This window comes from Arthrobacter sp. NPDC055585 (assembly GCF_053619115.1).
Window position 1 is genome coordinate 55,716 of record NZ_JBSHIT010000009.1, and the last position, 26,091, is coordinate 81,806.

Here is a 26,091-nt window from a genome sequence, read left to right on the forward strand (position 1 = left end):
AATGCCGGAAATACGCAAAACAGATGTGCCCTAATGGTCACAATCACGGCCGGGCCCGCAGGAGACGCCGCAGGTCCACCTCCGGGTCGGCCAGTGCGGCCGCATCCACGGGTTTGGCCAGCGCGATCAGCCTTCGGGCTGCCCGGAGGGAATTGCCCGCGTCAACCCCGGCCGCCCCGGCCAGGATTCCGTCCGGGGATAACCGGAACACCATGTATCCGGGGCCCGGCTTCCCGCGCTCCACAGCTTCCCCAGGCGCTGACATGTTCCCGACGGCTTCGGCATGCACGCCGTAGCGGTCGGTCCAGAACCACGGCACGGCGTCCGCGGGCGCTTCCTGGCCCAGGATTCCCGCGGCGGCCGCCTGGCCGGAGCGTACAGCGGCGTCCCAGTGCTCGCTGCGCCTTTCCAGGACTCCGTTGATCCTGCGGCGAACGGCATCACCGGCCGCGAAGACCCGGGGATGGCTGGTTCGTCCGGCACCGTCAACCACAATTCCGTCCTCCACTGCCAGGCCCGCGGCCTCCGCGAGCCCCGTGTCCGGAACCATGCCCACAGCGGCGAGCACGGTATCCGCGGCCACGGATGTGCCGTCTTCCAGAAGTACGGCCAGCGCTTCCCCGTCGGCCACGACGTCCACGGGCAGCGCGGTGATGGATTCAACCCCGCCCTGGGCATGGAGGGAATGCAGGTGCGCGGCAAGTTCGGCCCCCACGGCGGGAACCAGCGGGACCGGAACCGGATCGATCAGCACGACGGCGGTGCCGCAGGCGGCAGCCGTCGCGGCGACTTCCGCCCCGATGAGTCCGGCGCCAATAATGACCAGCCGCCGTCCTGCACCAAGCCGGCCGCGCAGCGAGTCTGCATCGGAACGGCTCCGGAGGGTGTGCAGCAGTCCGGCGCCAGGGAACGGCAGGGCGCGTGCCCTGCCGCCCGTGGCCAGGAGAAGGACGTCAGCCTGGAGTTCTCCGCCGCCGTCGAGAAGCACGGTTCCGGAATCCGGATCGATTCCTGCGGCAGTGCCGGCGGTTACGGAGACCGAGTTGGCCTCATACCAGGACTCTTCAGCCAGCGCCAGGGCGGTATCCGGGTCCCCGGCGAGGTAACCCTTGCTGAGCGGCGGCCGGTCATAAGGCAGTCCCTCGGGATCCAGCAGCTGGATGTGCCCGGCGAATCCGCGGCGCCGCAGTTCCGCCGCAGCACTGAACCCTGCTGGACCCGCTCCGATGATGGCCACGGAGGCGGGCTCGGCGTCGGGCATCCCTTATGATCCAGCCGGAGCCACGCCCGGATAAAGGATCACGTCACCGTCCACTACTTCCACCTTGTGGGCCACCGCGTTCACGGTGGCGGGTAGGCAGAGGGCAGCGCCGGTCTTGAGGCAGAAGCGGGCGGAGTGAACAGGGCACTCCACTTCTCCGTCTTCGATCCAGCCTTCGGCAAGGGATGCCTCTTCATGTGTGCACGTGTCATTGAGTGCATAGAACCCGCCGTCGTCGCTGTGGAAGACAGCTATGTCATCCACTGTCCCGGCGGTGGTGGAGTCCACCGTGATGGCTTCGCCTTCATCAATTTCGTCTGCTGCAGCTACGCGGATACCTTCACTCATGACGTCCACGTTACCGCGAGCCGCCGGCCGGGTCCGGGCACCCGCCGCTAGGCACCGGCAGACCCCGCCGTGCCGTACTGGCGGTTCCCCTCAAGCTCGGAAATCAGCGAAATGAGCTCCTGGCGCAGCGCCGGCCGCAGTTCAGCCGTAAGGCTCTGGTCTTCCAGGCGGATTGCCTGTCCCAGCGCTTCGCGGCCGTACTCGGAAATGTGCACTGCACGTTTAGGCGCTTCCGCGCCGTCGCCCACCTCGTAGACGAGTCCCTGCGAGCGCATGCTCACCAGCGTGGTTCCCAGCGTCTGCGCGGTCACCCTGAGCCTGCGGGCCAGTTCTGCCCGGCGCATCGGCCCAAAGTCACGCAGCACTTTTAAGGCCGTAACCCTTTCCTGGGTCAACCCCATTGCCCGCAGCCGGTTATCCATCTCCCGGCGCAGCATCCGGGCTGCCGTTGACAGCAGCCGGACGGCTTCCCAATCCCCCTCGTTCTGCATACCTGGTTCCCCCTGAGCTAGCTGTGGCTGATGTTCAGATTTCCTCAGTGTACTTACTATCCAAACCGCAGTCGGGGGGTGCCTGTCAAGCTCGGCCTTCGTCAGGCGCCGGTAAAGCTCCTGAATCGGTCCACGCACTCGGGCGCGCCGGAAATCTCCACCCGGGCAGCCGAGCGCCGCCCCATAGCGTGCAGCGCCAGCTCCGACACGGGTCCGGTCATGGTCACGGACCGCTCCCCGCGCCGGACCCTCGCCTGCTCTCCGCCCGGCAGCTGCAGCAGCACTCCCACGGGGCTGCGCAGGTACCCCATCCGTGCCATCAGCGGCAGCCGGCGGCGCAGCTCGCGCTCCTCCCCTTCCGGCAGATCGCGCGGTCCTGCCTCACCGGTCCCCCGGCGGATGTCCTCGTGGTGCACAAAAAATTCCAGGAGGTTGACGGCGTCGCCTCCCCAGCGCATGGGCGAAATGCCCTGCGCCCCGGCAGCGAACCGGTCTACCAGTTCCCGATAGCCGGACTCCGTTCCAGCCTGTGCCACCAGCGGGTTCAGGCTGTGCTCCTGGCCCGGTTTGTCGCGCCGGATCTTGTCCCCGGCCATCTTCCAGGGCCGCTCCTCACGCATGATCAGGTGGGCCAGCAGCCTGCTCACGTTCCAGCCCTCGCACAGCGTTGGTGCCTGGGGATCCGCGGCGTGCAGCGTCCGGACCATTGCCTCGCGTTCGGTTTCCATCCATGCCATGCCCGGTACCCTACATGGTCACGCCGGGCGGCCCGCCGTCGTCGCCGAAAGGAATTGGCTACTGGCCGGTACCGGTTATTCGGCTACCCCTTTACCGGCCAGTAGGAACGCGTAGCATGGTCGGCACAGCCAGCGGAGGCTGCATGGGGAGCGGCCCGGATCAGTCCAGAACTAGGGGAAAACCATGAGTTCCACTAATCTGCAGGATGCCCAAAATACCGGTGAAGACGATTCGGTCCGCCGGCTCCGGGAACGCAAGGTCAGCGAAAAAGACGCCCGCGATGTTGCAGAGGCGTCCCGCATTACCGATGAGCAGCGGCCCAGCTTCGCCAAGGGCATCTATCTGGGCGACTTTGATCTGTCACTGATCCGCCCGCACCCGTCGCCCGCCCCGGAGGAGGTGGCGCGCTCAGAGCGGTTCCTGGCCGACCTCACCGAATACTGCTCCACCATGGACGGGCAGCTGATCGAACGCACCGGCGTGATCCCCGACGAGTACCTTGCGGGTCTGGCCAAGCTTGGAGTCTTTGGCATCAAGATCCCGCAGGAGTACGGCGGCCTGGGACTCTCGCTGCTTTACTACGGCCGGGCCCTGATGATTCTGGGCACGGTTCACCCGAGCCTCGGTGCCCTGGTTTCGGCGGACCTGTCGATCGGTGTGCCGGAGCCGGTGAAGGTCTTTGGCAGTGAGGAACAGCGCCGGGAGTACCTGCCGCGCTGCGCTGCCGGGGCCATCACCGCATTCCTGCTCACCGAACCCGACGTCGGCTCCGATCCGGCCCGCATGCGCACCACTGCTGTTCCCTCCGAGGACGGAAGCGAATACGTGCTGGACGGTGTGAAGCTCTGGACCACCAACGGGGTGATCGCCGAGCTGGTGGTGGTAATGGCTGCCGTTCCGCCGCGCGACGGGCAAAAGGGCGGAATCAGCGCGTTCATCGTGGAGATGGATTCCCCCGGGATCAGTGTGGAGAACCGCAACAACTTCATGGGCCTGCGCGGGATCGAAAACGGCGTGACCCGGCTGCAGGGTGTGCGGGTTCCTGCTGCCAACCGCGTGGGCCGGGAAGGCCAGGGCCTCAAGATCGCCCTCACAACCCTGAACACCGGCCGCCTTTCCATCCCGGCGATGTGCGCTGCGGGCGGCAAATGGTCGCTGAAAATCGCCCGCGGCTGGTCCAACGCGCGGGAGCAGTGGGGCCGGCCGATCGGGCGGCACGAGGCGGTGGGAAAGAAGCTGGCGTTCATTGCCGCCACCACCTTTGCACTGGAATCGGTTTTTGAACTCTCCGCCGAAATGGCCGACGCCGGCACCAAGGACATCCGGATCGAGGCGGCACTGGCCAAGCTGTGGGCCAGCGAAATGGCCTACAGCATTGCTGATGAGCTGGTCCAGGTGCGCGGCGGCCGCGGCTTCGAGACGGCAGCTTCCCTGGCAGCCCGCGGCGAGCGCGCAGTCGCTGCCGAACAGCAGCTGCGCGATCTGCGGATCAACCGGGTCTTTGAGGGTTCTACGGAAATCATGCACCTGCTGATCGCACGCGAAGCCGTGGATTCCCATCTGAAGGCTGCCGGAGACCTGGCGGTTGCCGATGCGTCGCTTTCCCGGAAGGTGAAGGCCGGCGCAAAGGCGAGCGGCTTCTACGGCAAGTGGCTGCCCACTCTGGCGGTGGGAAACGGCAACGTCCCGACGTCGTACACGGAGTTCGGCCCGCTGGCCAAGCACCTGCGCTACGCCGAGCGGGCGTCCCGGAAACTGGCGCGCTCCACCTTCTACGGCATGGCGCGCTGGCAGGCGGGACTGGAACACCACCAGGCGTTCCTGGGCCGGATCGTGGACATCGGCGCGGAGCTGTTCGCCATGTCAGCGTCCTGCATGAAGGCAGAGACCATCCGGCGGCGGGACGCGGAGGAAGGCGCAGGGGCATATGAACTCGCGGACGCCTTCTGCGCCCAGTCGAAGGTCCGGGTGGATGCCCTCTTCACCGAGCTCTGGAACAACTCGGATGTTGAGGACCACAAGCTCTCCAAGAAGGTCCTGGACGGACGGTACACCTGGCTCGAGGAAGGTGTGCTGGACCAGTCGGAAGGAACCGGACCGTGGATCTCCCCCACCGCGTCCGACGGCAAGCCCAAGGAGAACCTGCACCGCAAGTACCGCTGACGCAGACGGCCTGACGGCCCCGGAGATGCTTCCGGGGCCGTCAGTCTGTCAGCCGTGTAAAGGGCGGTCAGCCGTTTGAGGCCCGGGGCGCTCCGATGCCGGGATCGATCTGGAATGGTCCGGACGCTGAGGGCCGCACATCGAAGTCAAAAATCGACGTCGGGATGTAGACCGTGGAACACGAGTTCGGGATGTCCACCACTCCGGAGAGGCGCCCCTCGATCGGCGCGGCACCGAGCAGCAGGTAGGCCTGCTCCGGGCTGTAGCCAAACTTGGTCAGGTAGTCGATCGCGTGCAGGCATGCGCGCTGGTAGGACAGGTGCGAGTCCAGGTAACGCTGCTCGCCGTCGAGCGTCACCGACGTCCCGGAGAACGCGATCCACTCGCTGAACTGCGGATCCACGTTCCCTGGCATAAAGATGGCGTTCTCATGCACCCCGTAGGTGTCCATGCCACCCTTGATGATGTCCACCCGCAGGTCGATGAAACCGCCCATCTCGATGGCGCCGCAGAACGTGATTTCGCCGTCGCCCTGGGAAAAGTGCAGGTCCCCCACGGAGAGGTTGGCACCGTCCACGAACACCGGATAAAAGATCCGGGAGCCCTTGGAAAGGTTCTTGATGTCCTGATTGCCGCCGTTCTCCCGCGGCGGTGCGGTGCGGGCGGCCTCGGACCCAACGCGGGCCCACTCGTCCCGCGGCAGGGCCCCAAGGACGGCATGCTCAGCTTCCGGCGGCAGCGCCAGCGGCGGCACCCGGTGCGGGTCCGTGGCAATAAGGTCTCCCTCGCGTTTGTTCCACTTGGCCAGCAGCGCAGCGGAGGGAGCGGTTCCCATCAGGCCCGGGTGGATCAGCCCGGTAAAGGAGACCCCCGGGACGTGCCGCGACGTCGCCGTCTGGCCGTTGAAATCCCAGATGGCCTTATAGGCGTCGGGGAACTGGTCAGTGAGGAATCCGCCGCCGTTTTCCTTCGCAAAGATGCCGGTGTAACCCCAGCCCTGCCCGGCCAGCGGACCGGAGTCCTCCTGCGGAATGGGGCCGACGTCGAGGATGTCCACGACCAGCAGGTCTCCGGGCTTGGCCCCTTCCACGGCGAAGGGGCCGCTGAGTTTGTGCACGGTCAGCAGCGGGGCGTTGAGGATATCCTCTGCGGAATCATCGTTGACAATGGCGCCGTCAAACCATTCGCGGCAGTCCACCCGAAAGGACTCACCCGGTTTTACTACCGCGACCGGGGGAATTTCAGGGTGCCACCGGTTATGGCCCAGCTTTTCCTGGTCTTCGAATTTCCTGGCCGAATCGAGTGGAAACAGGTTTTTTGGCACCATTCCTCCTTGGGGAAACTGAAACGCTCTTTTAGTCGGGGCGGGGAAGTTTCTGGTGGAGCGGATTCCGGGTGACTCCCGTACCGGCGGGCCGACGCCGTCCGCCCGGCGAGGAGACAACGGCAGGTTCCGACGCAGTGCGTTCGGTTGACTCGATCAGCTTGTAGGCGCTGGAGGAGGACAGTGACAGGTTCGGGGCTGTGAACCTCCGGGGCGCGGGAGTCCCGCATTCCGGGCATGGCAGGGTCTCCCGGACCTGGCTCATGGACGCCTGGACTTCGAAGTCCGCGCAGTCCGCGCACCGGTAAGCGTATAGCGGCATCAGGCACCTTTCTGCGGTTCCGGCGTTGCTAATCCGCAGGCGGTAATACGTTCCGGAAGGCCTGCGAATAAAGTCATGAATGAATTTTGAATAAGCACCGTAGCGATTGTCCCCCACCCTAATAACACCTTCAGATAAAGGTCAATGGTGCGGGTTTCACCGCGGCGGCCCCCTAAGCCAGCACATCCTTGACACCCGTAGGCGGCGGGCGCAGACTCGGGCCGTCGGGCCGGCCTGGGCACGGCAGGCAGAGCCAAAGGGGACGCCGATGAGCAGCTATCCGGTACCTTCGACGGCCCTCCCGCACCGCCTCGCCGGCCGGAGGGCCGTCATCACGGCCTCCAGCCGAGGCATTGGGCTGGCGGTCGCACACCGCTTCGTTGAGGAGGGCGCACGGGTGCTGATCACCGGAAGGGACCCAGGGCGGCTCCAGGAAGCTGTCGACGGGTTTCCGGACGGAACGGCGCTGGCCGTACCGGGAAACGCGGCAGATCCGCTGCACCAGCGCGAGGTGCTGGACGCGGCGGCCGAGGGGTTCGGCGGGGTGGATGTCCTGGTCAACTGCGCCGGGACGAACCCCGTCTGCGGCCCGCTGCTGGACCTGGATCTTGACGCTGCCCGTAAGATCCTCGACACCAATCTGGTCACGGCACTCGCCTGGGTGCAGTCCGCCTGCCGGCACCCGGCTGCGGGTTTCCTCAAGGGAGGATCCGCCGTCATCAATCTGTCCTCCGTCAGCGCACGGACGACCGCCAAGGGGATCGCCTTTTACGGGATCAGCAAGGCTGCGCTGGAACACCTCACCCGCGCCCTCGCCGTCGAGCTTGCGCCCGCCGTCCGGGTCAATGCCCTGGCTCCGGCCGTGGTGAAGACCCGCTTTTCCCAGGCCCTCTACGAAGGGCGTGAGGAAAAAGCTGCGGCTGCCTATCCGGTGGGGCGGCTGGGCACACCGGAAGACGATGCGGCGGGCGCGGCTTTCCTGGCCTCCGACGACGCCGCCTGGGTCACGGGGCAGGTTCTTACCCTCGACGGCGGACTGCTGGCCGGCGGTTAACCGGCCCAGCCTCCATGCCGTCTAGGGAACGACGACGGCGCGGCCCAGCAGCTGGTTGTTCTTCAGCTTTTCGTAGGCGGCAGGTGCCTCGTCGAGGGAGAAGACTTCGGTGTGCACGTTGATGTGCCCGCCGCGGGCAAGGTCCAGGACTTCGAACAGCTCGGTACGCGAACCCCAGTACGGCGACCGCACGGACACGTCCCAGGCAGCACCTGACACGAGTCCCACTTTCAGGGTTCCAGCGCCTGCTCCGAGCAGGACGTGGTCGCCCTGCGGACGGACCATTGCCTGGCCGAGGTCCAGAGTGGCCTGATTGGCTACAAAATCGAAGACAGCATCGACTCCCAGTCCGTCGGTCAGATCACTGATCATGGTCGCGGCACCGGCCTCGGACGGGAAGGTGTACTGGGCACCGACGTCGCTGGCAAGATTCAGTTTTGCTTCGTCGATGTCCAGGGCCACCACGGTGGCGCTGGTGAGGGCGCGCAGGATCTGGATGGCCACGTGCCCCAGCCCGCCGACGCCAATTACGACGGCGGTGGCACCGGAGTGCAGCTTCTCCAGGGAGCCCTTGATCCCGTGATAGGGCGTCAAGCCGGCATCCGTCAGGGAAACGTTCTTCACCGGATCCAGGTCCCCCAGGGGCAGCAGATGACGGGCGCTGTCCACGATCACATATTCGGCCATGGAGCCCGGAGCACCCAGCCCGGGAGGGGCAATACCGTACTTCGCCGCATTCCGGCAGTAGTTCTCACGTCCTGAGGAGCATTCGTAGCAGAGCCCGCAGCCCCACGGACCGTAGACAGCCATCGACTGGCCCTCTTCGATGTACTTCACCCCGTCGCCGATTTTGTCCACGATGCCGGCGCCTTCATGGCCCAGGGTCAGCGGCAGCCCGTAAACGAACTCGCTTTCGGGAAGGGACATGATGTATTCGTCGGAATGGCACACTCCGGCGGCAGTGACCTTGAGCCGCACCTGTCCCGGGCCCGGTTCCGGAGTGTCGATCTCAACGACTTCGGGGGCTTGGCCGATGCTGCGGTATTGAAGGGCCTTCATGGCATGCTCCTGTCTCCGCACCGGCAGATCCCGCCCGCACGGGTGGATGGATTTGCTCCTTAATCGTTGCACCGATGGGCCGATAACACAGCCCTGAACGATGGTGCGGAACAGATGAGCTGCCAGCTATCCGAACAGTGCCGCCGCCTTTGTCAGGGTCTGAAAGACCCCGTAGGCGAGGGGAATGCCGACCAGCAGCCAGCTAAAGGTCAGTTTCAGGGTGCTCATCGGGTGCCTTCCTGGAGGGTTTCGTTCGTGCCGGAGTTCCGGACCGCGGTTTCTTCCGTGCCTTTGGTGCTTCCGCCCTTGCCCGGCTCGTGGTGCTTGGGGGCAACCGGAGTAATCAGGAGATTGGCGATAAACCCGACGATCAGCAGCCCCACCATGGTCAGCAGCGCCGGCTGGTAGGCCTGGGCCGCCAGCTCACCGGGTGTGCCCTGGGCGTCCAGGAACGAGTTCACGATCAGCGGTCCTGCGATTCCGGCAGCAGACCAGGCAGTCAGCAGCCGGCCATGGATGGCGCCCACCTGGAAGGTGCCGAACAGGTCCCGCAGATAGGCAGGAACCGTGGCGAAACCTCCGCCGTAGAAGGAGAGGATGATGAAGGCCAGGAGCACGTAGAGGATCGTGGACGTGGAGCCGAACAGGGCCAGCAGCACGTAACAGACGGCGCCCACGCCGAGGTAGACCATGTAGATCCGCTTGCGGCCAATCACGTCCGAGGTGGCGGACCAGACGAAACGCCCGCCCATGTTTCCGATCGAGAGCAGGCCCACGAATCCGCCGGCCACGGCCGCCGTCACGATTGACGCGCCGTCGGGTTCACGGAAGAAGTCCTGGATCATGGGCGCTGCCTGTTCCAGGATGCCGATTCCGGCGGTCACGTTGCAGAACAGCACAATCCAGACCAGCCAGAACTGCCGGGTCTTGATGGCGTTTGACGCGGACACGTTGGCGGTGGTGACGAGCGGCTTCTTGGCGACGGTGGCCGGATCGAATCCCTCGGGCTTCCAGTCATCCGCCGGCACCCGGATAGTCCATGCCCCGTAGAGCATATAGACCAGGTAGACGACGCCGAGGGTCAGGAACAGCTTGCCGACGGCGTCTCCGCTTGCCACCCAGCCGGCGGTTCCGGAGTCCGGGTCGTAGAAGGCCAGCAGCGCGGAAGAGAGCGGGCTGGCGATCAGCGCGCCGCCGCCGAAGCCCATGATCGCCATGCCGGTGGCCAGGCCCGGGCGGTCCGGGAACCATTTGATCAGGGTGGACACCGGCGAGATGTAGCCGATGCCCAAACCGATGCCGCCGAGGAATCCGTAGCCGACGTAGACCAGCCAAAGCTGGCCGGTGAAGATCCCCAGAGCGCCGACCATAAAGCCGCCGGACCAGAACAGTGCCGAGACGAACATGGCTTTGCGGGGACCGTTGCGGTCTACCCAGGTGCCCATCACGGCTGCTGAGAGTCCGAGCATCACGATCGCAACCGAGAAGATCACGCCGATCTGGGTGAGGCTCGCGTCGAAGTACTCGACCAGGGCCGTCTTGTAGACGCTCGTGGCGTACGCCTGCCCGATGCACAGATGGACAGCCAGAGCGGCTGGAGGAATCAGCCAGCGGTTGAATCCGGGCGGGGCAATAATGCGGTCGCGGTCCAGCCAGCTCATTTGTTCTCCCAAGGTCACCCAGCAAAGTCATTGGCCGGCCGGTGCCGCCAGGGCGGCACCGGCCTGTGCGCCCAGCCTTGTCGACTACTGCGCCTGACGGGTGGCCGACACGCCGTAATCCGCTGGATCAGATGTGCACTTCCGCTGCAACCTACCGGCCGGTAACTAATTTTCAAAAACCCTTGCTTTGTTACCAATCAGTAAGTTAGATGTAACCGACATCACATTCCTACTGCCCGGTAACCCCCGTTCGTGACACGGCATGACACGCGGGAAATGCTGCGCAGCGCACCACGAGGCGGAGCCCACAGGCGCACTCCCGCCGTCCAAGCGGTCTCGAGACCGAAGCTGAACCAGAAAAGGGATATTCAATGACGAGTTCCACGTCCGGCCGGTCCACTAACCGGCCGCACACCATTCTGACCGGTCTTTTGGCCTTGTTCCTGGTCTTGCTGCTGGCCTTTTTTGTGCTCTTCACCAATCAGGTGGCCAGCGGCGCCACCCAGCTTTCCGAAGGCGCTGAGCGTGCGTCCGCCGGTGCCGGGGACCTGAAGGAAGGCGCTGCCTCAGCCAAGGAAGGCGCAGACAAGGTCGCCGCCGGAACTGAGAAGGTCGACGACGGCGCCCAGACCCTCGCGCAGGGCATTGGCACTGCCAAGACCGGCGCCAAGTCACTGAATGAAGGAGCCGTCACCCTGAACGACGGCGCCGCTGCCGCTTCGGAGGGCGCCGGCAAGCTGGCCACCGGTGCCACGAATGCCTACACCGGCGCATCCACGCTGGCCAACGGTGCGTTCAGCGCATCAGAGGGTGCGAACAAGCTTGCCACGGGTGCGACGAATGCCCGCACGGGTGCATCCACTCTGTCAGGCGGTGCTGCTTCCGCCTCCGAGGGAGCGAGCCAGCTCGCCGCGGGGACCTATCGTCTTTCCCAGGGCGTAACCAAGCTGAATGATCCCAAGTCCGGCGTTCCCTATCTTGCCGGCGGGGCCCAGACTCTTGCCGCCGGCACCGATCGCGCAGTTCAAGGAACGGAAGATCTTGAGGCGGGCGCCCTGCGTCTGAAGAACGGTGCCCTCGAGCTGCAGGCCGGCGTGAATCAGCTGGCCCATAAGGAAACCGGCGCGCCGGCCCTCGCCGCCGGTGCCGCGGGTCTGCGGGACGGCGTGAACACCATCATTGCTGCTCCCGAAGCGCTCAGGGCCGGTGCAGACGATCTCGCCTCCGGTCAGGAGCGGCTGGCCGGCGGTGCCAGTGATCTCGCGACCGGCGCCGGACAGCTGCAGGTAGGCATGACAAGTTTCGCAGAGGGTGCGACGGGGCTCGTGAACGCGTTCGACGGAGCTGCCGAGGGCTCACAGGGCGCCGTAGACGAACTCAGTGCAATTCGCGGACGGGCCGGGACCATGCCGGCGGACGAGCTGAATGCCGCAATCGAACGGGCGCTCGGGAACGCCGTTGCGGCGCAGCGCGCGTCCTCGGCAGTCTCGCTCTACACTTCCGGTCTTTCGGTCGGCAACGATGCTCTCCAGCCGGGAATCGAAGCCTTCGTTGCCGGGGCAACGGGCTTTTCGGCGGGGGCCGGCGATTTCGTCTCCGGAGCCGGTGAATTCGCCACCGGCGCAGGCAAGTACAGTCAGGGCCTGATGCTGATCAAGACCGGGGCGACCGACGTGGCCAACGGCGCTGCTGCGCTCAACGGTGGAATCCAGCAGATCAAGGTGGGAATCGACAAGGGCGAAGAAACTCCGCTCAAGCCGGGTCTGGTCCCGGGCGCAACCGCACTTCACGCAGGAACTCAGAAACTCCTCGGCGGTTCCAAGGAGCTCCAGGACGGTGCCCACCAGATCGCCGGCGGCACTGACAGGGTCAAGGCCGGCGTCAGTGAACTCGCCGCCGGCATCGAGACCCTGCGCAACGGTGCGTACTCGCTCTCTGAAGGCAACGCCAAGCTCGCCGACGGTGCAGGAACGCTGACCGCCGGGCTCGGTTCGCTGGAGAACGGTGCGTACACCCTCTCCGAAGGCAATGCCAAGCTGGCCAACGGTGCCGGCACCCTGACCAGCGGCCTGGGCACACTTGAAGCCGGCGCCTACTCACTCTCTGAAGGCAACGCAAAGCTCGCCGACGGAAGCGGCCGCCTGCTCTCCGGCTCGGATTCACTTAACGAAGGTATGGGCAAGCTCGACGACGGTGCCCGGACCCTCAAGGAAGGCACCGCCACCCTGAAGACCGGCGCTGCCGATCTGGCCGAGGGCAACGGCAAACTTGCCGACGGCACCGCAACACTGGCTGACGGCAACGGAGAAATCTCCACCGGCGCCGACACCATGATGGAGCGGACCTCCGCCATGACTCCGGGTGAGCTGCTTCGCTCTCCCGCGATCCTGGCGGTCCTGATCCCGGTGGCCTTGCTGCTGATTCCGCTGGCCCTGCTGATTGCAGGCCGCAGCCGCCGCTCACAGCACTAGAGCGGAGCGCGGAGAAGCGCACCACCGACGCCGGAAAGGCCGGGCATCACCCCAAGCGGGAGGTGCCCGGCCTTTCCTTTTGCCAGCTGGGCCCGCCCACCGGGCTTTGTTGCACCCGGGCCCGGAACTAGAGTTCAACCATGCAGGAAAAGCACTCCCACCAGCACGATCCGCAGGATCCGTCCCCGCAGCCTCCGCCTCACGAGTTCTGGGACGGGTTCTACCGCGAACGCACCCAGGTGTGGAGCGGAAACCCCAACGCGCTGCTGGTCCGGGAAGTCGAAGGACTGAAGCCGGGAACCGCCCTTGAACTCGGTTGCGGAGAGGGCGCCGACGCCGTGTGGCTGGCCAAACGGGGCTGGGAAGTCACAGGCCTGGACATCTCCACACTCGCATTGGAGCGGGCCGCGGAACATGCCCGTGAAGCAGGCGTCGGACAGCTGGTAACCCTGATCGAAGCCGACCTCGCCGAGTGGTCCGCCACGGACCCCGGCACGGACCCCGGTTACGATCTGGTCTGCGCCCAGTACCTGCACTCCCCCACCGAACTTCCGCGCAACCAGATCCTGATGCGCGCAGCCGCGGCGGTGGCCCCCCGGGGCCGCCTGCTCGTCGTCGGGCACCAGGGCTTTCCGCCCTGGGGACGGCACCCGGCTCCGGATCCGGCGCTGCCCACCGCGCCGGAGCTGGCCGAGGAACTGGGACTGGCCGCCCGCGGCTGGATCATCGAGACTGCCGAGGCCATCCCCCGGACAGTCCAGGGACCTGAGGGACAGGAAGCAGTTATCCACGACAACGTGCTGCTGGCCCGCCGCGGCGCCTAGTCTCCGCGCGGCATTTCGGCGACCTTGAACGGACGCGGCAGCAGGGACAGTGCCACCACTCCGGACTTGGTCACGTGTGATCCGGTCACCATGAATGACGACGGCGGCGCCGCGTCATCGAACAGCCGTTTACCGGCCCCCACCACTACGGGAAAGATCAGCAGCCGGTACTCGTCTACCAGGCCTGCCTCGTACAGCGAGCGGGCCAGCTGATAGCTGCCGTGCACTTGCAGTTCACCGTGTCCCTGGCTCTTCATCTCCTTCACCGCACGCACCGGATCCGAACTGATCACGGTGGTGTTGTGCCAGGTCGGATCCGTGACGGTACTGGAGACCAGGTATTTGGGCAGGTGGTTCAGTGAATCGGCCACCGGGTCAGACGGGTCCGTCACCAGCTCCCAGTACGGCTGCATCATCTCGTACGTGGTCCTGCCCAGCAGCAGCGCATCCGCCTGCCGGAACCAGCCGGAGACAAGCTGGTCCATCTCATCGTCAGCCAGGGGAACCAGCCAGCCACCGCGCTCGAACCCGTTGGAGGGGTCCTCGTCGGCTGCACCCGGCCCCTGCATAACACCGTCGATGCTCAGGAAAGTGTTCACAGTCAGCCGCATGGCGGGCACCTCCGACTCCATCACGCCGATAGCCGCTGGGAGCGGTTACCCTCAGGCTCGGTCAGGGCGCGGGAACAGTCAAGGGTAGGTCAGGCAGCCCAGGCATGCGGTGCCGGACGGCGCGTACCGGGCAGTGCCACGCTGGCACGCCAGTCCGCAATCCAGTCCGGGAGCACCAGGTCTTCCGGCGGGCGGCGGCCAACGGCCTCGAAGATTTCCTCATTGGTCACGGGACCCTTTTTGGAAAGCATCCGGGTGGCAATGAAGGCGCTGGCGTAGATTTCGCCGTCCACCACCATGCGCTGCTCAAAGTAGATGGCACGGTCATCAAAACCGATGATCTTCGTTTCGATGCTGTACCGCTGCCAGGGCTCCAGTGACTTGCGGAAGCTGATGGTCTCGTTGCTGATGACCGGTCCCCAGCCCTTGCTGCGCATCAGTTTCCAGAAGCCGCTGCGGATCATCAGATCGAACCGTCCCAGATCCATCAGGGAAAGGTACATGCCGTTGTTGACGTGGTTCGCAAAGTCCAGGTCTGTGGGCAGCACCCGCATGGGCAGCGAGGATGTCTCAAAGAGATCCAGCGGGGGCCGGCGGCGGCGTGCGGTCAGGAGCAGCAGCAGGGTGCGGAAGATCAGATGCATGCCGCCATATTACCCACCGGTAACATAGCGGCGGCGAATTGCGGCGAGTGTTTCGGTGCCGGGTCTGCAGAATACGCGGCACTACTCGTTACACCCGGCCCCGGCGGTGGTAGGGATCTGCCCATGAGTGAGCGATTTAAGGTAGGTGACCGTGTGCGGTGGAACTCGCGCACGGGTGCCGTCACGGGGGAAGTCACCGAAGTCCACACCTCGGATTTCGAGTTCATGGGACGCCGCAGGCTGTGTTCAGAAGATGACCCGCAGTACAAGGTGCGCAGTGATGCCACCTCCCTGCACGCAGTCCACCGGGCGGATGCACTGCGCAGGGCGGGCTGACCAGACACAAAACGGCGGCGGACTCCCCGCCCGGGAGGCCGCCGCCGTCGTTATGGGCTCTTCACGCTAGGAACGTGCTCCCGCGCGGGCGCGGAGCCTGGCCAGGACATGCTCCTCCGCGTCCGGGCCGGCCTTGATGCCGCCGGGGACCCGGAAGAAGAAGACCAGTCCAATAATCCACCAGGCGCCGAAGAGCAGCCAGGGCTCAATGCCGAGTGCCGCAGGCATGCCGGGCATGTAGAGGCTGAACAGGGCCGTGCCCAGGATTGCTGCGGCAATACCGATCACGATGCCGCCCTTGCCCTTGCCGCCTACGCGCAGCGGACGGACCATCTCAGGTTCGCGGCGGCGCAGGATCAGGAAGGACACGGCTACCAGGGTGTAGGCGAGCACAATGCTGGGCGCGCCGGAGTCCACAAGCCAGCCGAGCATTTGGGCTCCGCCGAACGGAGCAAGCACGCTGAGTCCGCCAATGAACAGCAGGGCGTTGTGCGGCGTGTGGTACTTCGGGTGGAGCCGCCCGAACCAGGCCGGGAGCATGCCGGACCGGGCCAGGGAGTACATCAGGCGCGAAGCGCCCATCAGCAGCGAGTTCCAGGACGTGAGGATGCCTGCAATACCGCCCGCGATCAGGATCTTTGCCATGAAGTCAGAGCCGAACATGGCTCCGACGGCGTCTGCGGTCGCAATGTCGGTGCCGGCCAGCTCCGAGGCAGGCATCGCGGAAGACGTGGTGAGGATAACCATCATGTACCAGATGGTCGCCAGGATGACTGAGACCACCACAAGCCGGCCGATCTGCCGTGCCGGGATGTTCACTTCCTCTGCGGACTGCGGAATGACGTCAAAGCCGATGAAAAGGAAGGGAACCACAACCAGCACTGCGAAGAAGCCGTTCATACCCCCGGTGAACCAGGGTTCCATGTTGGCGGCACTGCCGCCGGTGAAGGACCCAAAGATCATCACCAGGCCGATCGCCAGCAGGAACAGGACCACAAAGGTCTGCACGATTCCCGCTTCCTTAACGCCGCGGATGTTGATCCAGGTGATGACGACGGCGGCGACGGCACCTACCAGCGCCCAGGTCAGGTGCACCTCGAAGCCGGCCACGGTCCACAGAGGAATCTGGCTGAGGTTCGGGAAGATGTACTGCACGGTCCGTGGCAGGGCGACTGCCTCGAACGCCACGATCGTGACGTAGCCGCCAATGATCGCCCACGAGCCGATGAAGGACGTGCGCGGTCCCATGGCCCGCAGGATGTAGTTGTGTTCACCGCCTGCCTTCGGCATTGCGGCGCACAGTTCCGCGTAGGTCAGGCCTACGATCGCCATAATGACGCCGCCGGTGAGCAGGGCCAGGATCGCCCCGCCGGTGCCGGCGCTGGAAAGCCAGTCGCCCGTGAGTACGACCCAGCCGAAGCCGATCATGGCACCGAATCCCAGGGCCAGTACGTCGATGCGGCCCAGGACCTTCTTGAGTGAGGGTTCGGTTCCGGTTGCTGCTGCGGACACGCCGACACCCCCTTTCTGTAGAGCTGTGCCGGTTAGGGCACCGAAATAAATTGCCCACTCACGCTACTGGGATGGTCCGGCCACACCTAATGTTTCGTCCGGTTTCCGTCATGCTCGGTCGGGCGCTGGAAATCCGGCTGCCCTGCACGCTAGGTCAGCCGGTTGAAGGCCAGCTGGGCAAGGGCGGCAGCCTGGTCAGCCAGGACCGAGTCGTCAAAGAGAACCCGCGGGGAATGGTTCCAGGCGGCAGTCTCCGGATCAACCTCGGGCGGAGTAGCGCCCAGGAACAGAAACGCACCGGGAATCTTCTGCAGCACCAGGGAGAAGTCCTCGGATCCCATCAGCGGATCCCTGGACTGGATCACGCGTTCTTCGCCGAAGAGTTCCCTCAGCTCACGCATGGCTTCGAAGGTCCGCGACGGATCGTTCTCGGTCATCGGATAGAGGATCTCGAAACTGACCTCCGCCGTGCAGCCGTGTGCCGCCGCGATGCCGTCCGCGAGCGCCTTGGTCTCCACGATCAGCCGGTCCACGGATTCGGCAGAAAGCGTGCGGACGCTGGCGCCAAGCCGTGCGGTGTCAGGAATGACGTTGATGGCACGGCCGGCTTCGAGCTGGGTGACGGTCAGGACGATCGGGTCAAAGACGGAGAATTTCCGGGTAGCCATCACCTGCAGTGCCGCCGCGATCTCCACCAGGGCAGGAACCGGGTCCAGGGCGTTGTGCGGCTGGGACCCGTGCCCGCCGGACCCGTGCACGGTAATCCGCAGCTCGTTGGCTCCGGCCATGAGCGTTCCCGGACGGGTGCGGAACACACCCAGCGGACCAGGCCGGACGTGCACACCATAGGCCGCTACCGGCTTTTCCCCGGCCGCCTCCAGGACGCCTTCCTCGATCATCAGCCCGGCACCGCCGTCGCCCTCTTCCCCGGGCTGGAACATAAAGATGACGTTCCCGGAAATGTCCCGCTGCTGTGCCGCGAGCAGCCTCGCGGCTCCGACCAGGCCGGCAACGTGGAGGTCGTGCCCGCAGGCGTGCATCGCGCCGTTTGTGGAGGCGTACTCGAGGTCGGTGAGCTCCTCCACAGGCAGGGCGTCCATGTCTCCGCGCAGCAGGACCGAGGGCCCTTCCTCACCGCCCCGGAGCACCGCCGTCACTGAGCTGAGTGCCTTGCCCGTAGTGATCTCCAGCCCCAGCCCGTCCAGGGCATCCAGGATCTTCTCCTGGGTCCGCGGAAGATGCAGCCCTACCTCGGGCTCCCGGTGAATATCCCGGCGCAGGGACACCAAATCCGGCAGCAGGTCCTGGCCCTCAGCAGCAAACATCCTCATCCTTACGGTTTATCCAGTACAGCAGTGAAGGGACTTCGGTCCCTGCGTCGAAGTAAACCACCCCACGCATACAAAGGCACTTGTCACAGGCCTGGAACCGGAGGTACTCCGCCAATTCGTAACCCGCCGGCCTCCGTCCTGCGGCGGATCCGCCCGCAGCGGGCGCGGACCTAGACTGTTGGCCATGATTGAAATGCAGCCGCCTGGCACGGACACAGCCGGTCCGGCTTCGCAGGAGAAGGCAGCTACGGCGTCCGGAGACGCCCGCGGCGGCCTCGCTGGACGCATCCGGAAGCTCCGGCTCAGTCTCCCGTGGCACTCCGAGGACGACTGGGAACGCCCGGCCCCCGGGCCGGAGGGGTACCGCCGCGACGTCATCGGCGTCGCCGTCGCTCTCCTTCTCAGCGCAGTGATGCTGGAGTTCATGCGCGGGTTCGCTTTCGGCGGGGAAGACTCCGCCAATGCATGGGTGCAGCACCTGGTGCAGGCGTCCATCTTCGTGATTCTGCTCTTCCGCCGGCGTTTCCCCATCGCCACGATGCTGATCGGCTCCACCGCGTTCATCGTCGTGGGCGTTACGGTTCCGCCGATCAGCCAGACACTCGGTTTCCAGGCCGCCTACTTCGCTTCCCTCTACAGCGCCGCCGCCTGGGCACGCAACCGCCGCGCGCTCTGGCTTGCGGTCATCGTGGTGGTCACCGCAATGTTCCTGTGGATCGTCCTAGGCTTCACGCTCTCCAGCAGCTACGACGAAATCCTCCGGTCGTACAACCTCGAGTCCAATGAATCCTTTGGGCTCTTCCCGCCTGTGACCTCCTACGTGCTGTACTCCTTTATGCTCAACGCCGCGTACTTCGGCGGGGCGATCATGTTCGGCATGAACTCCTGGCGCAGCGCGCACCAGCGTGAGCAGCTGGCCGAACAGGCCCTCCAGCTCGAAGCCCAGGCTGCCGACCTGGCCCGTAAGGCCGTCATCGAAGAACGCCTGCGCATCGCCCGGGAACTGCACGACGTCGTTGCGCACCACATTTCGGTGATCGGCATCCAGGCCGGGGCGGCCCGCCGGGTCCTGGAGAAGAAGCCCGACGCCGCAGCCCGTGCGCTGCAGACTATTGAATCCTCCAGCCGAGACGCCGTCGCGGAAATGCGTTCACTGCTCGGCGTCCTACGCTCTTCCGATGCCGAAACGGACGGGCCGGTCCAGCGCCAGCCGGAACCCGGCCTGGAAGAGATTCCCCAACTGCTGGAGGACTACCGCCACAACGGACTGGACGTGAAGTTCCACCGCGCCGAGCAGGAACCCGGTGTGCTGGAGAACCTTTCGGCTCCGCTGGCCCTTTCGGTCTACCGGACCATCCAGGAATCCCTGGCGAACATCCGGCGCCATTCCACGGCCGGCAACGCCGTCGTTGCCCTGCGCAGCGGCAGTACACCGGGCGCGGCCGATGCGCCGGGCTCCCCTGCCGCGCAGCCGCAGCGCTGGGTGGAAGTTGAAACCGTCGACGACGGACGTCCCCGCCCGGGCACCAGCGGCACCGGCTACGGACTGCGGGGCATCCGCGAGCGCGCTGCACTGCACGGCGGCATCACGGAGATCGGTCCGCGCGAAGGCGGGGGCTGGCGGGTGCGGGTGCGCTTTACGCTGCGCTGATGCGTCGCGCTGACATTCCGCGCTGACACGCTGCCTGCCCCGGCATCCGGGACAGGCCGGAGTTGGCCGCTATGGTAATCCGGGGGATGGCATCGGGCCGCCCATGATTTTCGAGGACTCAATGGAACCGATCCGCGTTCTGCTTGCCGACGACCAGGCGCTGGTGCGTGCCGGCTTCGCCATGATGCTCTCGGTCGAGGACGAGATCGAAGTGGTGGGCGAAGTGGCCAACGGCCAGGAAGCTGTGGACTTCGCTGCTGCGAATAACGTGGACATCATCCTGATGGACGTGCAGATGCCGGTGCTGGACGGTATCCGGGCCACCGAGCAGATCGTGTCAGCGGACCGGGCCAAGGTCATCATCCTCACCACCTTCGAACGCGACGACTACCTCTTCGACGCCATCCAGGCCGGCGCCAGCGGGTTCCTGCTCAAGAACGCAGACCCGGACGACCTGGTGGGCGCCGTCCACTCCGTTGCCTGCGGACATGCGCTGCTCGCCCCCGAGGTAACCGTGCGGGTCATTGAGCGCTTCGCCCGGCAGCTGGACGCCGAACGGAGCGCGGCCTCAGTGCCGGCCGACCCTGCGCCGTCCGCATCCGCGCCGTCCGCATCCGCACCGGCCGGCCCTGCCTCCCAGCAGCCGCAGCCGGACCCGGCCCAGCAGAAGCTCCTCGCCTCCCTGACAGCCCGTGAGCGGGAGGTGCTGGAACTGGTGGCGGCCGGGCTGAGCAATGCCGAGATCGCTTCGCGCATGTTTGTGGCCGAAGCGACGGTCAAAACCCACGTTTCAAATCTGCTCGGCAAGGTGCAGGTGCGGGACCGGGTCCAGGCCGTGGTCTTCGCCTACGAATCCGGACTCATTCTTCCGGGTGAGGCGGCCCGCGAAGCGTAAGCCGCGGCTTCCCCCGAGCGGCCGATCCGCCGTCGTGCTCCCTTCCCTAGGCTTAAGGCAGTTACATTCGCACGACTGTCCGGCTAGCCGGGAAAAGGAGCAGTACCCTCATGCTGCAGGTCCGCAATCTCACCCGACGGTTCGGTGACAAAACCGCCGTCGACTCGGTGACCTTCAACATCCCTTCGGGCCAAATGACCGGGTTCGTCGGCGCCAACGGTGCCGGCAAGACCACCACCATGCGCATGATCATGGGCGTGCTCAGCACCACGTCCGGTGAGATCCTGCTGGACGGCGCTCCCCTGGATGCCGAGGCACGTTCAAGCTTCGGTTACATGCCCGAGGAGCGCGGCCTCTACCCGAAGCAGCCGATTCTGGACCAGCTTGTGTACCTGGGCCAGCTGCACCGGATGAGCGCATCCGGTGCCCGGAAGGGCGCCGTCGAGCTGCTGGAGCGCTTCGGCCTGGGCGAACGCACCAAGGACAAGCTGGAGTCCCTCTCGCTGGGCAACCAGCAGCGGGTGCAGATCGCCGCATCCCTGCTGCACAAGCCAACCGTACTGATCCTGGACGAACCGTTCTCCGGCCTGGATCCAGTGGCCGTGGATTCAATGGTGGAACTGCTGCGCGAACGCACTTCCGCCGGAGTTCCGGTGCTCTTCTCCAGCCACCAGCTGGACCTCGTGGACCGGCTCTGCGACAACATGGTTGTGCTGCAGCAGGGCAAAGTGATCGCCTCCGGCACCGGGGATGACCTGCGCGCCAAAGCGGTCAACCGGCACCGGATCACCATCTCGCCCGACGCCGGCTGGGTGCGCGACGAACCCGGTGTGCGGGTCCTCGACGTTGCCGGGCCCACGGCAATCCTCCAGTTCGACGACGACGCCGCGCGCCAGCGCCTGCTGGCCACCGCCCTGACCCGGGGTTCCGTTGAGGAATTCGCCCCGATCCGTCCGTCCCTGAGCGAAATCTACCGTGAGGTCACCGCAGCATGAGCACCGTATCCCGGCCCACCCCGGCGTGGGCGATCGTCACCCTCCGCGAGGTCATGGTCAAGGCCCGCGACCGCAGCTACCTCATCTCCACGCTCGTCACGCTGGTACTGATTGTCGGCGTCGTCGTCTTCAACGCCTACATGAGCAGCAAGGCGGAGGAATACACCGTCGCGGTCAGTGATTCCGCGGCGACTGCCGTTGTGGATGCCGCGAATGAAGCAGGCCAGGCCGACGGCGGCAACACCAGTTTCGAGGCTGTTGAAGCTGCCAGCGCCGAAGCGGCCGAAGAACTAGTCAGCAGTGAAGGGGCCGATGCCTCCCTCATCCGCGGCGCAGACGGCCAGTGGACCCTGACCGGCAACGAAGAACTCTCCACCGGCCTGCAGCAGGGCATCGCCGAAGCCCTGCGCGCTTACGCGCTCGAGATCAACGCCGGCCAGGCCGGTACCACCGCTGAAGCACTGCTGGAAGGCAGCGAGTTCGAGACGGCCCTGCTGAACGGCAACGCGGAAAACCAGTTCCTGGCCCAGTTCGCCGGATTTGTGTTCGGGTTCCTCTTCTACATGGCTGCGATCATTTTCGGCATGGCGATCGCCACCTCAGTCCTGGAGGAAAAGCAGAACCGCGTGGTGGAGATCCTGGCCACCGCCATCCCGATCCGCCAGCTGCTCTACGGCAAAGTTGCCGGCAACACCGTCCTGGCCATGATCCAGCTTGCACTCTACGCCGGGGCGGCGCTGCTGGCCCTGACCTTCACCGGCACCGCGGACTCGGTCAGCACCATCATCCCGGCGTCGGGCTGGTTCCTGGTCTTCTTCCTGGTGGGCTTCCTGATCCTGGCCTCGCTGTGGGCCATGCTCGGTTCCATGGCATCCCGGTCCGAGGACCTGAACAACAGTTCCGGCCCGGTGCTGACTGTGATCATCGCTGCCCTGTTCGCGGGCCTGTTCGCCAAGGGCCAGCTGCTGGTTGTGGCGTCCTACGTTCCGGTCATTTCCACGGTGGCGATGCCGGTTCGGATGCTTGGCGGCGAGGTACCCCTGTGGGAGACGTTCCTGTCCCTGGCCATCGCCCTGGCTGCCGCGTACGCGCTGCTGCGCTTCGGCGAGAAGATCTACCGCCGGGCCGTGATGCAGGGCGGCGGTGCGCTCACCCTGCGCAAGGCGATGAAGCTGGAGCAGTAGCGCTTCCTCCTCCACCGAGATGGCAGAAACTGCCCGTATGAGCGTTCATAAGGGCAGTTTCTGCCATCTCGATCTTTGTCCGGGTTGGGAAGCTAGTTCCGTCTCAGGGTTTCGGCCGCCGTTTCCAGCAGCAGCGGGACGCCCTCCTCAAGGGCGGGGCCGAAGGTGTCACCGGGACGCTCGCCCTTGAGGTACCGCGTGTAGATTGCTTCGCAGAAAATGGCCGATTTCCACAGGGCCAGAGCCTGGTACCAGGGCAGGGCGCTGACATCGAGGCCGGTTCGGTCCCCATACCCGGAGACCAGCTGCTCCCGGCTCCAGTACCCGGGCTGCCGGGTTACCGAGGTCAGATCCATCACCGTGGACTCCGCGCCGGGTTCAGCATAGGTCGCAACGAGGTAGCCGAGGTCCGCGAGCGGATCCCCGAGCGTGGCCATCTCCCAGTCCAGGATCCCCGTGACGGTGGCGGGCTGCTGCGGCCCGAACATCAGGTTCCCCAGCCGGTAGTCCCCGTGCACCACTGACGCCCGGTGCGACGCCGGCACGCCGGCTCCAAGTTCCTGCGCCACCTGCGACACCAGCGGCACATCCCGGAGGGTGTTCGCTTCCCAGAGCCCGGCGAAACGCTGAACCTGCCGTTCCAGGTACCCCTCCGCCCGCCCCAGTCCGGAGAGCTCCGGTCCGGTCACGTCCACGCTGTGCAGCCGGGCCAGGGTTTCGACGACGGCGCGGCTGATGTCTCCGCGCTGCTCCGGGCTATCCAGGTGTTCAGGTGCGGAACCGGTGATGACGTGCCCGTCCAGGTAGGACATCACGTAGAACGGCACGCCCAGCAGGGTTTCGTCGCTGCAGACCGCCAGGATCTGCGGCACCGGAATGCCTTCGCTGCCCAGCAGCTGCTGGACCCGGGCTTCCCGGACCATGTCGTGGGTGGACCGGGGCAGCGGCGGGCGCGGTCCGCGGCGCAGCACAAACGACTCTCCGCCGCGGAGGATCCGGTAGGTGATGTTGGACTGCCCGTCACCGATGCGTTCCCAGGCCAGTTCGCCGTCGCCCAGGCCGTGGCTGTCCAGGAAACCGGTCACGGCGTCGAGCACCAGCAGCGGCGGCCGCTCCAGTGCAGCAGCCTCAGCCGCGGTCGCCACCACTTCAATCCCGTCGGGACGGGTCTGCAGACCGCTCACTGTTCTTCCTCCCCGCGAACGACGGCGTCGCCCTGGTAAGGCGCGCCGGCTTCCACTTCCTTGCGCCGCCGGGCTGAGGCCCGCCGCGCGATGGCCCACTTGTGGGTTTCGTTCGAGCCGTCGTAGATCCGGAAGGGCCGGACTTCGTTGAGGTACTGGGCCAGCGGCAGCCCGTCGGAGACACCGTCCCCGCCGCAGAGCTGTACACAGCGGTCAATCACCCGGTACACCGCCTCGGAGCAGTGAACTTTCGCCACGGAGGACATCGCTGAGCCGGCCTTCGGGTCCTCAGCCAGCATCTGCGCCGTGCGGGTGATGATGGCTGCGGACGTTTCAATGTCGATCACGCTCTGCGCAATCAGTTCTTGGGCCAGCCCCAGCTCGCTGAGCCGGGAGCCGAAGATCTCCCGGCGGCCGGTGCGGTCCAGCGCAATGTCCAGCGAGCGCCTGGCCAGGCCTAGCCAGCGCATGCAGTGGGTGAGCCGGGCCGGGCCCAGCCGGACCTGGGCGTATTTGAAGCCCAGTCCAGGTTCGCCCAGCACCGCGGAGTCCGGCACCGCACAGTTCTCGAAGTACACGTGCGGATGTCCGCCGCCGATGGTCCGGTCGATGGTGTGGATTAGTTCCCCAACGCGCACGCCGGGATTGTCCATGTCCACTAGGAACATGGTGGCGCCGGCAGGGGTGTCACCGTCGGCCTCGGTCCGGGCCATGACAATGCAGAAACCGGCGCCGAGCGCACCGGAGGTGAACCGCTTGTGGCCGTTGATGAGCCAGCCGTCCTCACCTTTCCGTGCGGTGGTCAGCAGCGCGTCGGGGTCCGATCCGGCGCCCGGGTGCGGTTCCGTCATGCCGAAGCAGGAACGGACGTCCCCGGCTGCGAGCGGCACGAGGTACTGCTGCTTCTGCTCCGGCGTGCCGATGAGTTCGAGCATGTGCATGTTGCCTTCGTCCGGTGCCATGCAGTTCAGGGCCACGGGCCCAATCGGCGAATAGCCGGCCTCTTCGAAGATTTCCGGCCAGTCCTGCAGGGGCAGCCCCTGGCCGCCGTACTCCGCTGGAACATGCGGGGCAAAGACGCCGGCGTCCTTCGCTGCCTGCTGCAGCCGGTCCCGCTCAGATTCAGTCAGCGCCTCCCCCGGAACGGGTTCGGCCGGAACAACCACATCCCGGATGAACTCCCGGGTGCGGCGGCGCAGGTCTTCCAGTGCGTCGCGGCTGGGGACGGTGTGTGCGGGGGCGCTCATCAGGCGGTACCTCCGGCGGCCAGCAAACCGCCGTCGAGCGTCATCACCTGCGCGGTCACCCAGGAAGCTTCCGGGGAGACCAGGTACGTCACGGCGGAGGCGACGTCTTCGGGCGTTCCCAGCCGCCCCATTGGATAGGCTCCGGTGACGGCTTCCTCCTTGCCTTCGTACAGCGCCCGGGAGAAGCGGGTCTTGACCACGGCCGGGGAGACCGCGTTCACGCGGATCTCAGGGCCCAGTTCGACGGCGAGGGAACGGGTGAGGTGCGAAACCGCGGCCTTGCTGATGCCGTACAGGCCGATGCCGGGAGACGGAGTGTCCCCCGAGACGGAAGACAGGTTGACGACCGATCCGCCGCGTTCGCGGAACCCCAGACCCGTGTGGGCCACCGTGTCCTGCACCCAGGCTAGAGTGCCAATGACGTTGACCTCGAAGATCTTCCGGGCAGCGTCAAGATCCATTTCCACGAGCGGGCCGAAGACCGGGTTGATGCCGGCGTTGTTGACCAGGATGTCCAGCCCGCCGAATTCCTTCGCCACCGTATCCAGGACATCGGCGCGGTGGACCGGGTCATCGGAGGCTCCCGCTACGGCGATGACGCTGCCGTCGGGGAACTGCGCTGCTGTTTCCTTCAGCGCGTCGCTGCGCCGGGCGGTGATGCAGACACGCGCGCCGTGGGCGACGAGGTCCCGGGCAATGGCTAGCCCGATCCCGCGGCTCGCGCCGGTGACGATTGCTGTTTTTCCTTGGAGTTTTCCTTGGAGCCCACGGTCAGTTGCCACGGA

The 26,091-nt window shown here is 65.8% G+C and carries 25 protein-coding genes; 9 read left to right on the forward strand and 16 right to left on the reverse strand.

Going from position 1 to position 26,091, the window contains the following annotated elements; genetic code table 11:
- Window positions 1–43 precede the first annotated feature (43 nt).
- From ACWGQ2_RS14965 to ACWGQ2_RS14980, 4 genes are all read right to left on the reverse strand, one after another.
- Complete coding sequence (locus ACWGQ2_RS14965; protein WP_452018625.1) at window positions 44–1,261, reverse strand: NAD(P)/FAD-dependent oxidoreductase; 1,218 nt, start codon at window positions 1,259–1,261, stop codon at window positions 44–46.
- Between the two features lie 3 nt (window positions 1,262–1,264).
- Complete coding sequence (locus tag ACWGQ2_RS14970; RefSeq protein WP_452018627.1) at window positions 1,265–1,609, reverse strand: bifunctional 3-phenylpropionate/cinnamic acid dioxygenase ferredoxin subunit; 345 nt, start codon at window positions 1,607–1,609, stop codon at window positions 1,265–1,267.
- Window positions 1,610–1,656: 47 nt separating this feature from the next.
- Window positions 1,657–2,100, reverse strand: a complete 444-nt coding sequence (locus ACWGQ2_RS14975) for a MarR family winged helix-turn-helix transcriptional regulator (protein ID WP_325790160.1) — start codon at window positions 2,098–2,100, stop codon at window positions 1,657–1,659.
- 101 nt (window positions 2,101–2,201) lie between these two features.
- On the reverse strand, window positions 2,202–2,837 hold the full coding sequence (locus tag ACWGQ2_RS14980) for a TIGR03085 family metal-binding protein (RefSeq protein WP_452018629.1): 636 nt from the start codon (window positions 2,835–2,837) through the stop codon (window positions 2,202–2,204).
- A 184-nt stretch (window positions 2,838–3,021) separates the two neighbouring features.
- Here ACWGQ2_RS14980 and ACWGQ2_RS14985 point away from each other — a divergent pair, with 184 nt between their 5' ends.
- On the forward strand, window positions 3,022–5,001 hold the full coding sequence (locus ACWGQ2_RS14985) for an acyl-CoA dehydrogenase family protein (RefSeq protein ID WP_452018631.1): 1,980 nt from the start codon (window positions 3,022–3,024) through the stop codon (window positions 4,999–5,001).
- A 67-nt stretch (window positions 5,002–5,068) separates the two neighbouring features.
- Here the strand turns inward: ACWGQ2_RS14985 and fmdA are convergent, their stop codons facing one another.
- Both fmdA and ACWGQ2_RS14995 read right to left on the reverse strand, forming a co-directional pair.
- Window positions 5,069–6,325: a formamidase gene (fmdA, locus tag ACWGQ2_RS14990; RefSeq protein WP_452018848.1), complete on the reverse strand. Its 1,257-nt coding sequence runs from the start codon at window positions 6,323–6,325 to the stop codon at window positions 5,069–5,071.
- A 31-nt stretch (window positions 6,326–6,356) separates the two neighbouring features.
- Window positions 6,357–6,647 carry an FmdB family zinc ribbon protein gene (locus tag ACWGQ2_RS14995; protein ID WP_452018633.1) on the reverse strand — a complete coding sequence of 97 codons (291 nt, stop codon included), beginning with the start codon at window positions 6,645–6,647 and terminating at the stop codon, window positions 6,357–6,359.
- Window positions 6,648–6,915: 268 nt separating this feature from the next.
- Between ACWGQ2_RS14995 and ACWGQ2_RS15000 the strand changes: the two genes are divergently transcribed.
- A complete protein-coding gene (locus ACWGQ2_RS15000; RefSeq protein WP_452018635.1) occupies window positions 6,916–7,701 on the forward strand; it encodes an SDR family oxidoreductase in 786 nt (261 codons plus the stop codon).
- 21 nt (window positions 7,702–7,722) lie between these two features.
- Here ACWGQ2_RS15000 and ACWGQ2_RS15005 read toward each other — a convergent pair whose 3' ends face one another.
- The 3 genes from ACWGQ2_RS15005 to ACWGQ2_RS15015 form a co-directional block, all read right to left on the reverse strand.
- On the reverse strand, window positions 7,723–8,760 hold the full coding sequence (locus ACWGQ2_RS15005; protein ID WP_452018637.1) for an NAD(P)-dependent alcohol dehydrogenase: 1,038 nt from the start codon (window positions 8,758–8,760) through the stop codon (window positions 7,723–7,725).
- Between the two features lie 126 nt (window positions 8,761–8,886).
- Window positions 8,887–8,988, reverse strand: a complete 102-nt coding sequence (locus ACWGQ2_RS15010; protein ID WP_194783038.1) for an MFS transporter small subunit — start codon at window positions 8,986–8,988, stop codon at window positions 8,887–8,889.
- Window positions 8,985–10,421, reverse strand: a complete 1,437-nt coding sequence (locus ACWGQ2_RS15015) for an OFA family MFS transporter (protein WP_452018639.1) — start codon at window positions 10,419–10,421, stop codon at window positions 8,985–8,987. The genes ACWGQ2_RS15010 and ACWGQ2_RS15015 overlap by 4 nt, the downstream gene beginning before the upstream one ends.
- A 371-nt stretch (window positions 10,422–10,792) precedes the next feature.
- Between ACWGQ2_RS15015 and ACWGQ2_RS15020 the strand changes: the two genes are divergently transcribed.
- Window positions 10,793–12,892, forward strand: coding sequence for a hypothetical protein (locus ACWGQ2_RS15020; RefSeq protein ID WP_452018641.1), 2,100 nt, complete (start codon window positions 10,793–10,795; stop codon window positions 12,890–12,892).
- Between the two features lie 140 nt (window positions 12,893–13,032).
- Window positions 13,033–13,716: a class I SAM-dependent methyltransferase gene (locus ACWGQ2_RS15025; protein ID WP_452018643.1), complete on the forward strand. Its 684-nt coding sequence runs from the start codon at window positions 13,033–13,035 to the stop codon at window positions 13,714–13,716.
- On the opposite strand, the gene ACWGQ2_RS15030 is transcribed toward ACWGQ2_RS15025, so the two are convergent.
- Together ACWGQ2_RS15030 and ACWGQ2_RS15035 are read right to left on the reverse strand one after the other, a co-directional pair.
- Complete coding sequence (locus ACWGQ2_RS15030; protein WP_452018645.1) at window positions 13,713–14,327, reverse strand: dihydrofolate reductase family protein; 615 nt, start codon at window positions 14,325–14,327, stop codon at window positions 13,713–13,715. The genes ACWGQ2_RS15025 and ACWGQ2_RS15030 overlap by 4 nt on opposite strands.
- 89 nt (window positions 14,328–14,416) lie before the next feature.
- On the reverse strand, window positions 14,417–14,971 hold the full coding sequence (locus ACWGQ2_RS15035) for an acyl-CoA thioesterase (RefSeq protein WP_452018647.1): 555 nt from the start codon (window positions 14,969–14,971) through the stop codon (window positions 14,417–14,419).
- Window positions 14,972–15,094: 123 nt separating this feature from the next.
- On the opposite strand from ACWGQ2_RS15035, the gene ACWGQ2_RS15040 reads away from it, so the two are divergent.
- Window positions 15,095–15,307, forward strand: a complete 213-nt coding sequence (locus tag ACWGQ2_RS15040) for a DUF2945 domain-containing protein (protein ID WP_452018649.1) — start codon at window positions 15,095–15,097, stop codon at window positions 15,305–15,307.
- A gap of 66 nt (window positions 15,308–15,373) precedes the next feature.
- Here ACWGQ2_RS15040 and ACWGQ2_RS15045 read toward each other — a convergent pair whose 3' ends face one another.
- Together ACWGQ2_RS15045 and ACWGQ2_RS15050 are read right to left on the reverse strand one after the other, a co-directional pair.
- A complete protein-coding gene (locus tag ACWGQ2_RS15045) occupies window positions 15,374–16,819 on the reverse strand; it encodes an APC family permease (RefSeq protein ID WP_452018651.1) in 1,446 nt (481 codons plus the stop codon).
- A 149-nt stretch (window positions 16,820–16,968) separates the two neighbouring features.
- Window positions 16,969–18,150: a M20 metallopeptidase family protein gene (locus ACWGQ2_RS15050; RefSeq protein ID WP_452018653.1), complete on the reverse strand. Its 1,182-nt coding sequence runs from the start codon at window positions 18,148–18,150 to the stop codon at window positions 16,969–16,971.
- A 184-nt stretch (window positions 18,151–18,334) separates the two neighbouring features.
- Between ACWGQ2_RS15050 and ACWGQ2_RS15055 the strand changes: the two genes are divergently transcribed.
- The 4 genes from ACWGQ2_RS15055 to ACWGQ2_RS15070 all read left to right on the forward strand — a co-directional run bounded on the left by ACWGQ2_RS15055 (window position 18,335) and on the right by ACWGQ2_RS15070 (window position 22,875).
- A complete protein-coding gene (locus ACWGQ2_RS15055; protein ID WP_452018655.1) occupies window positions 18,335–19,801 on the forward strand; it encodes a sensor histidine kinase in 1,467 nt (488 codons plus the stop codon).
- 103 nt (window positions 19,802–19,904) lie between these two features.
- Entirely contained in the window at window positions 19,905–20,696 is a 792-nt protein-coding gene (locus tag ACWGQ2_RS15060) for a response regulator (protein ID WP_452018657.1), read from the forward strand.
- A gap of 110 nt (window positions 20,697–20,806) precedes the next feature.
- A complete protein-coding gene (locus ACWGQ2_RS15065; protein WP_452018659.1) occupies window positions 20,807–21,691 on the forward strand; it encodes an ABC transporter ATP-binding protein in 885 nt (294 codons plus the stop codon).
- Entirely contained in the window at window positions 21,688–22,875 is a 1,188-nt protein-coding gene (locus ACWGQ2_RS15070; RefSeq protein WP_452018661.1) for an ABC transporter permease, read from the forward strand. Before ACWGQ2_RS15065 ends, ACWGQ2_RS15070 begins: the two co-directional genes overlap by 4 nt.
- Window positions 22,876–22,967: 92 nt before the next feature.
- Here ACWGQ2_RS15070 and ACWGQ2_RS15075 read toward each other — a convergent pair whose 3' ends face one another.
- The 3 genes from ACWGQ2_RS15075 to ACWGQ2_RS15085 are packed head-to-tail and all read right to left on the reverse strand — an operon-like array spanning window position 22,968 to window position 26,088.
- Entirely contained in the window at window positions 22,968–24,059 is a 1,092-nt protein-coding gene (locus ACWGQ2_RS15075) for a phosphotransferase family protein (protein ID WP_452018663.1), read from the reverse strand.
- A complete protein-coding gene (locus ACWGQ2_RS15080) occupies window positions 24,056–25,306 on the reverse strand; it encodes an acyl-CoA dehydrogenase family protein (RefSeq protein WP_452018665.1) in 1,251 nt (416 codons plus the stop codon). The genes ACWGQ2_RS15075 and ACWGQ2_RS15080 overlap by 4 nt, the downstream gene beginning before the upstream one ends.
- Entirely contained in the window at window positions 25,306–26,088 is a 783-nt protein-coding gene (locus tag ACWGQ2_RS15085) for an SDR family oxidoreductase (protein WP_452018667.1), read from the reverse strand. Before ACWGQ2_RS15085 ends, ACWGQ2_RS15080 begins: the two co-directional genes overlap by 1 nt.
- Between the last annotated feature and the right edge of the window lie 3 nt (window positions 26,089–26,091).

Excerpts from the sequence above, each read along its gene's own strand:
- ACWGQ2_RS15010 (WP_194783038.1), bottom strand. The coding sequence starts at position 8,988 with ATGAGCACCCTGAAACTGACCTTTAGCTGGCTGCTGGTCGGCATTCCC.
- ACWGQ2_RS15080 (WP_452018665.1), bottom strand. The coding sequence starts at position 25,306 with ATGAGCGCCCCCGCACACACCGTCCCCAGCCGCGACGCACTGGAAGAC.
- ACWGQ2_RS15070 (WP_452018661.1), top strand. The coding sequence starts at position 21,688 with ATGAGCACCGTATCCCGGCCCACCCCGGCGTGGGCGATCGTCACCCTC.
- ACWGQ2_RS15065 (WP_452018659.1), top strand. The coding sequence starts at position 20,807 with ATGCTGCAGGTCCGCAATCTCACCCGACGGTTCGGTGACAAAACCGCC.
- ACWGQ2_RS15005 (WP_452018637.1), bottom strand. The coding sequence starts at position 8,760 with ATGAAGGCCCTTCAATACCGCAGCATCGGCCAAGCCCCCGAAGTCGTT.
- ACWGQ2_RS15000 (WP_452018635.1), top strand. The coding sequence starts at position 6,916 with ATGAGCAGCTATCCGGTACCTTCGACGGCCCTCCCGCACCGCCTCGCC.
- ACWGQ2_RS15015 (WP_452018639.1), bottom strand. The coding sequence starts at position 10,421 with ATGAGCTGGCTGGACCGCGACCGCATTATTGCCCCGCCCGGATTCAAC.
- ACWGQ2_RS14985 (WP_452018631.1), top strand. The coding sequence starts at position 3,022 with ATGAGTTCCACTAATCTGCAGGATGCCCAAAATACCGGTGAAGACGAT.
- ACWGQ2_RS14995 (WP_452018633.1), bottom strand. The coding sequence starts at position 6,647 with ATGCCGCTATACGCTTACCGGTGCGCGGACTGCGCGGACTTCGAAGTC.
- ACWGQ2_RS14980 (WP_452018629.1), bottom strand. The coding sequence starts at position 2,837 with ATGGCATGGATGGAAACCGAACGCGAGGCAATGGTCCGGACGCTGCAC.
- ACWGQ2_RS15055 (WP_452018655.1), top strand. The coding sequence starts at position 18,335 with ATGATTGAAATGCAGCCGCCTGGCACGGACACAGCCGGTCCGGCTTCG.
- ACWGQ2_RS15030 (WP_452018645.1), bottom strand. The coding sequence starts at position 14,327 with ATGCGGCTGACTGTGAACACTTTCCTGAGCATCGACGGTGTTATGCAG.
- ACWGQ2_RS15050 (WP_452018653.1), bottom strand. The coding sequence starts at position 18,150 with ATGAGGATGTTTGCTGCTGAGGGCCAGGACCTGCTGCCGGATTTGGTG.
- ACWGQ2_RS15035 (WP_452018647.1), bottom strand. The coding sequence starts at position 14,971 with ATGCATCTGATCTTCCGCACCCTGCTGCTGCTCCTGACCGCACGCCGC.
- ACWGQ2_RS15060 (WP_452018657.1), top strand. The coding sequence starts at position 19,905 with ATGATTTTCGAGGACTCAATGGAACCGATCCGCGTTCTGCTTGCCGAC.
- ACWGQ2_RS15025 (WP_452018643.1), top strand. The coding sequence starts at position 13,033 with ATGCAGGAAAAGCACTCCCACCAGCACGATCCGCAGGATCCGTCCCCG.
- ACWGQ2_RS14970 (WP_452018627.1), bottom strand. The coding sequence starts at position 1,609 with ATGAGTGAAGGTATCCGCGTAGCTGCAGCAGACGAAATTGATGAAGGC.
- ACWGQ2_RS14975 (WP_325790160.1), bottom strand. The coding sequence starts at position 2,100 with ATGCAGAACGAGGGGGATTGGGAAGCCGTCCGGCTGCTGTCAACGGCA.
- ACWGQ2_RS15020 (WP_452018641.1), top strand. The coding sequence starts at position 10,793 with ATGACGAGTTCCACGTCCGGCCGGTCCACTAACCGGCCGCACACCATT.
- ACWGQ2_RS15040 (WP_452018649.1), top strand. The coding sequence starts at position 15,095 with ATGAGTGAGCGATTTAAGGTAGGTGACCGTGTGCGGTGGAACTCGCGC.
- ACWGQ2_RS14965 (WP_452018625.1), bottom strand. The coding sequence starts at position 1,261 with ATGCCCGACGCCGAGCCCGCCTCCGTGGCCATCATCGGAGCGGGTCCA.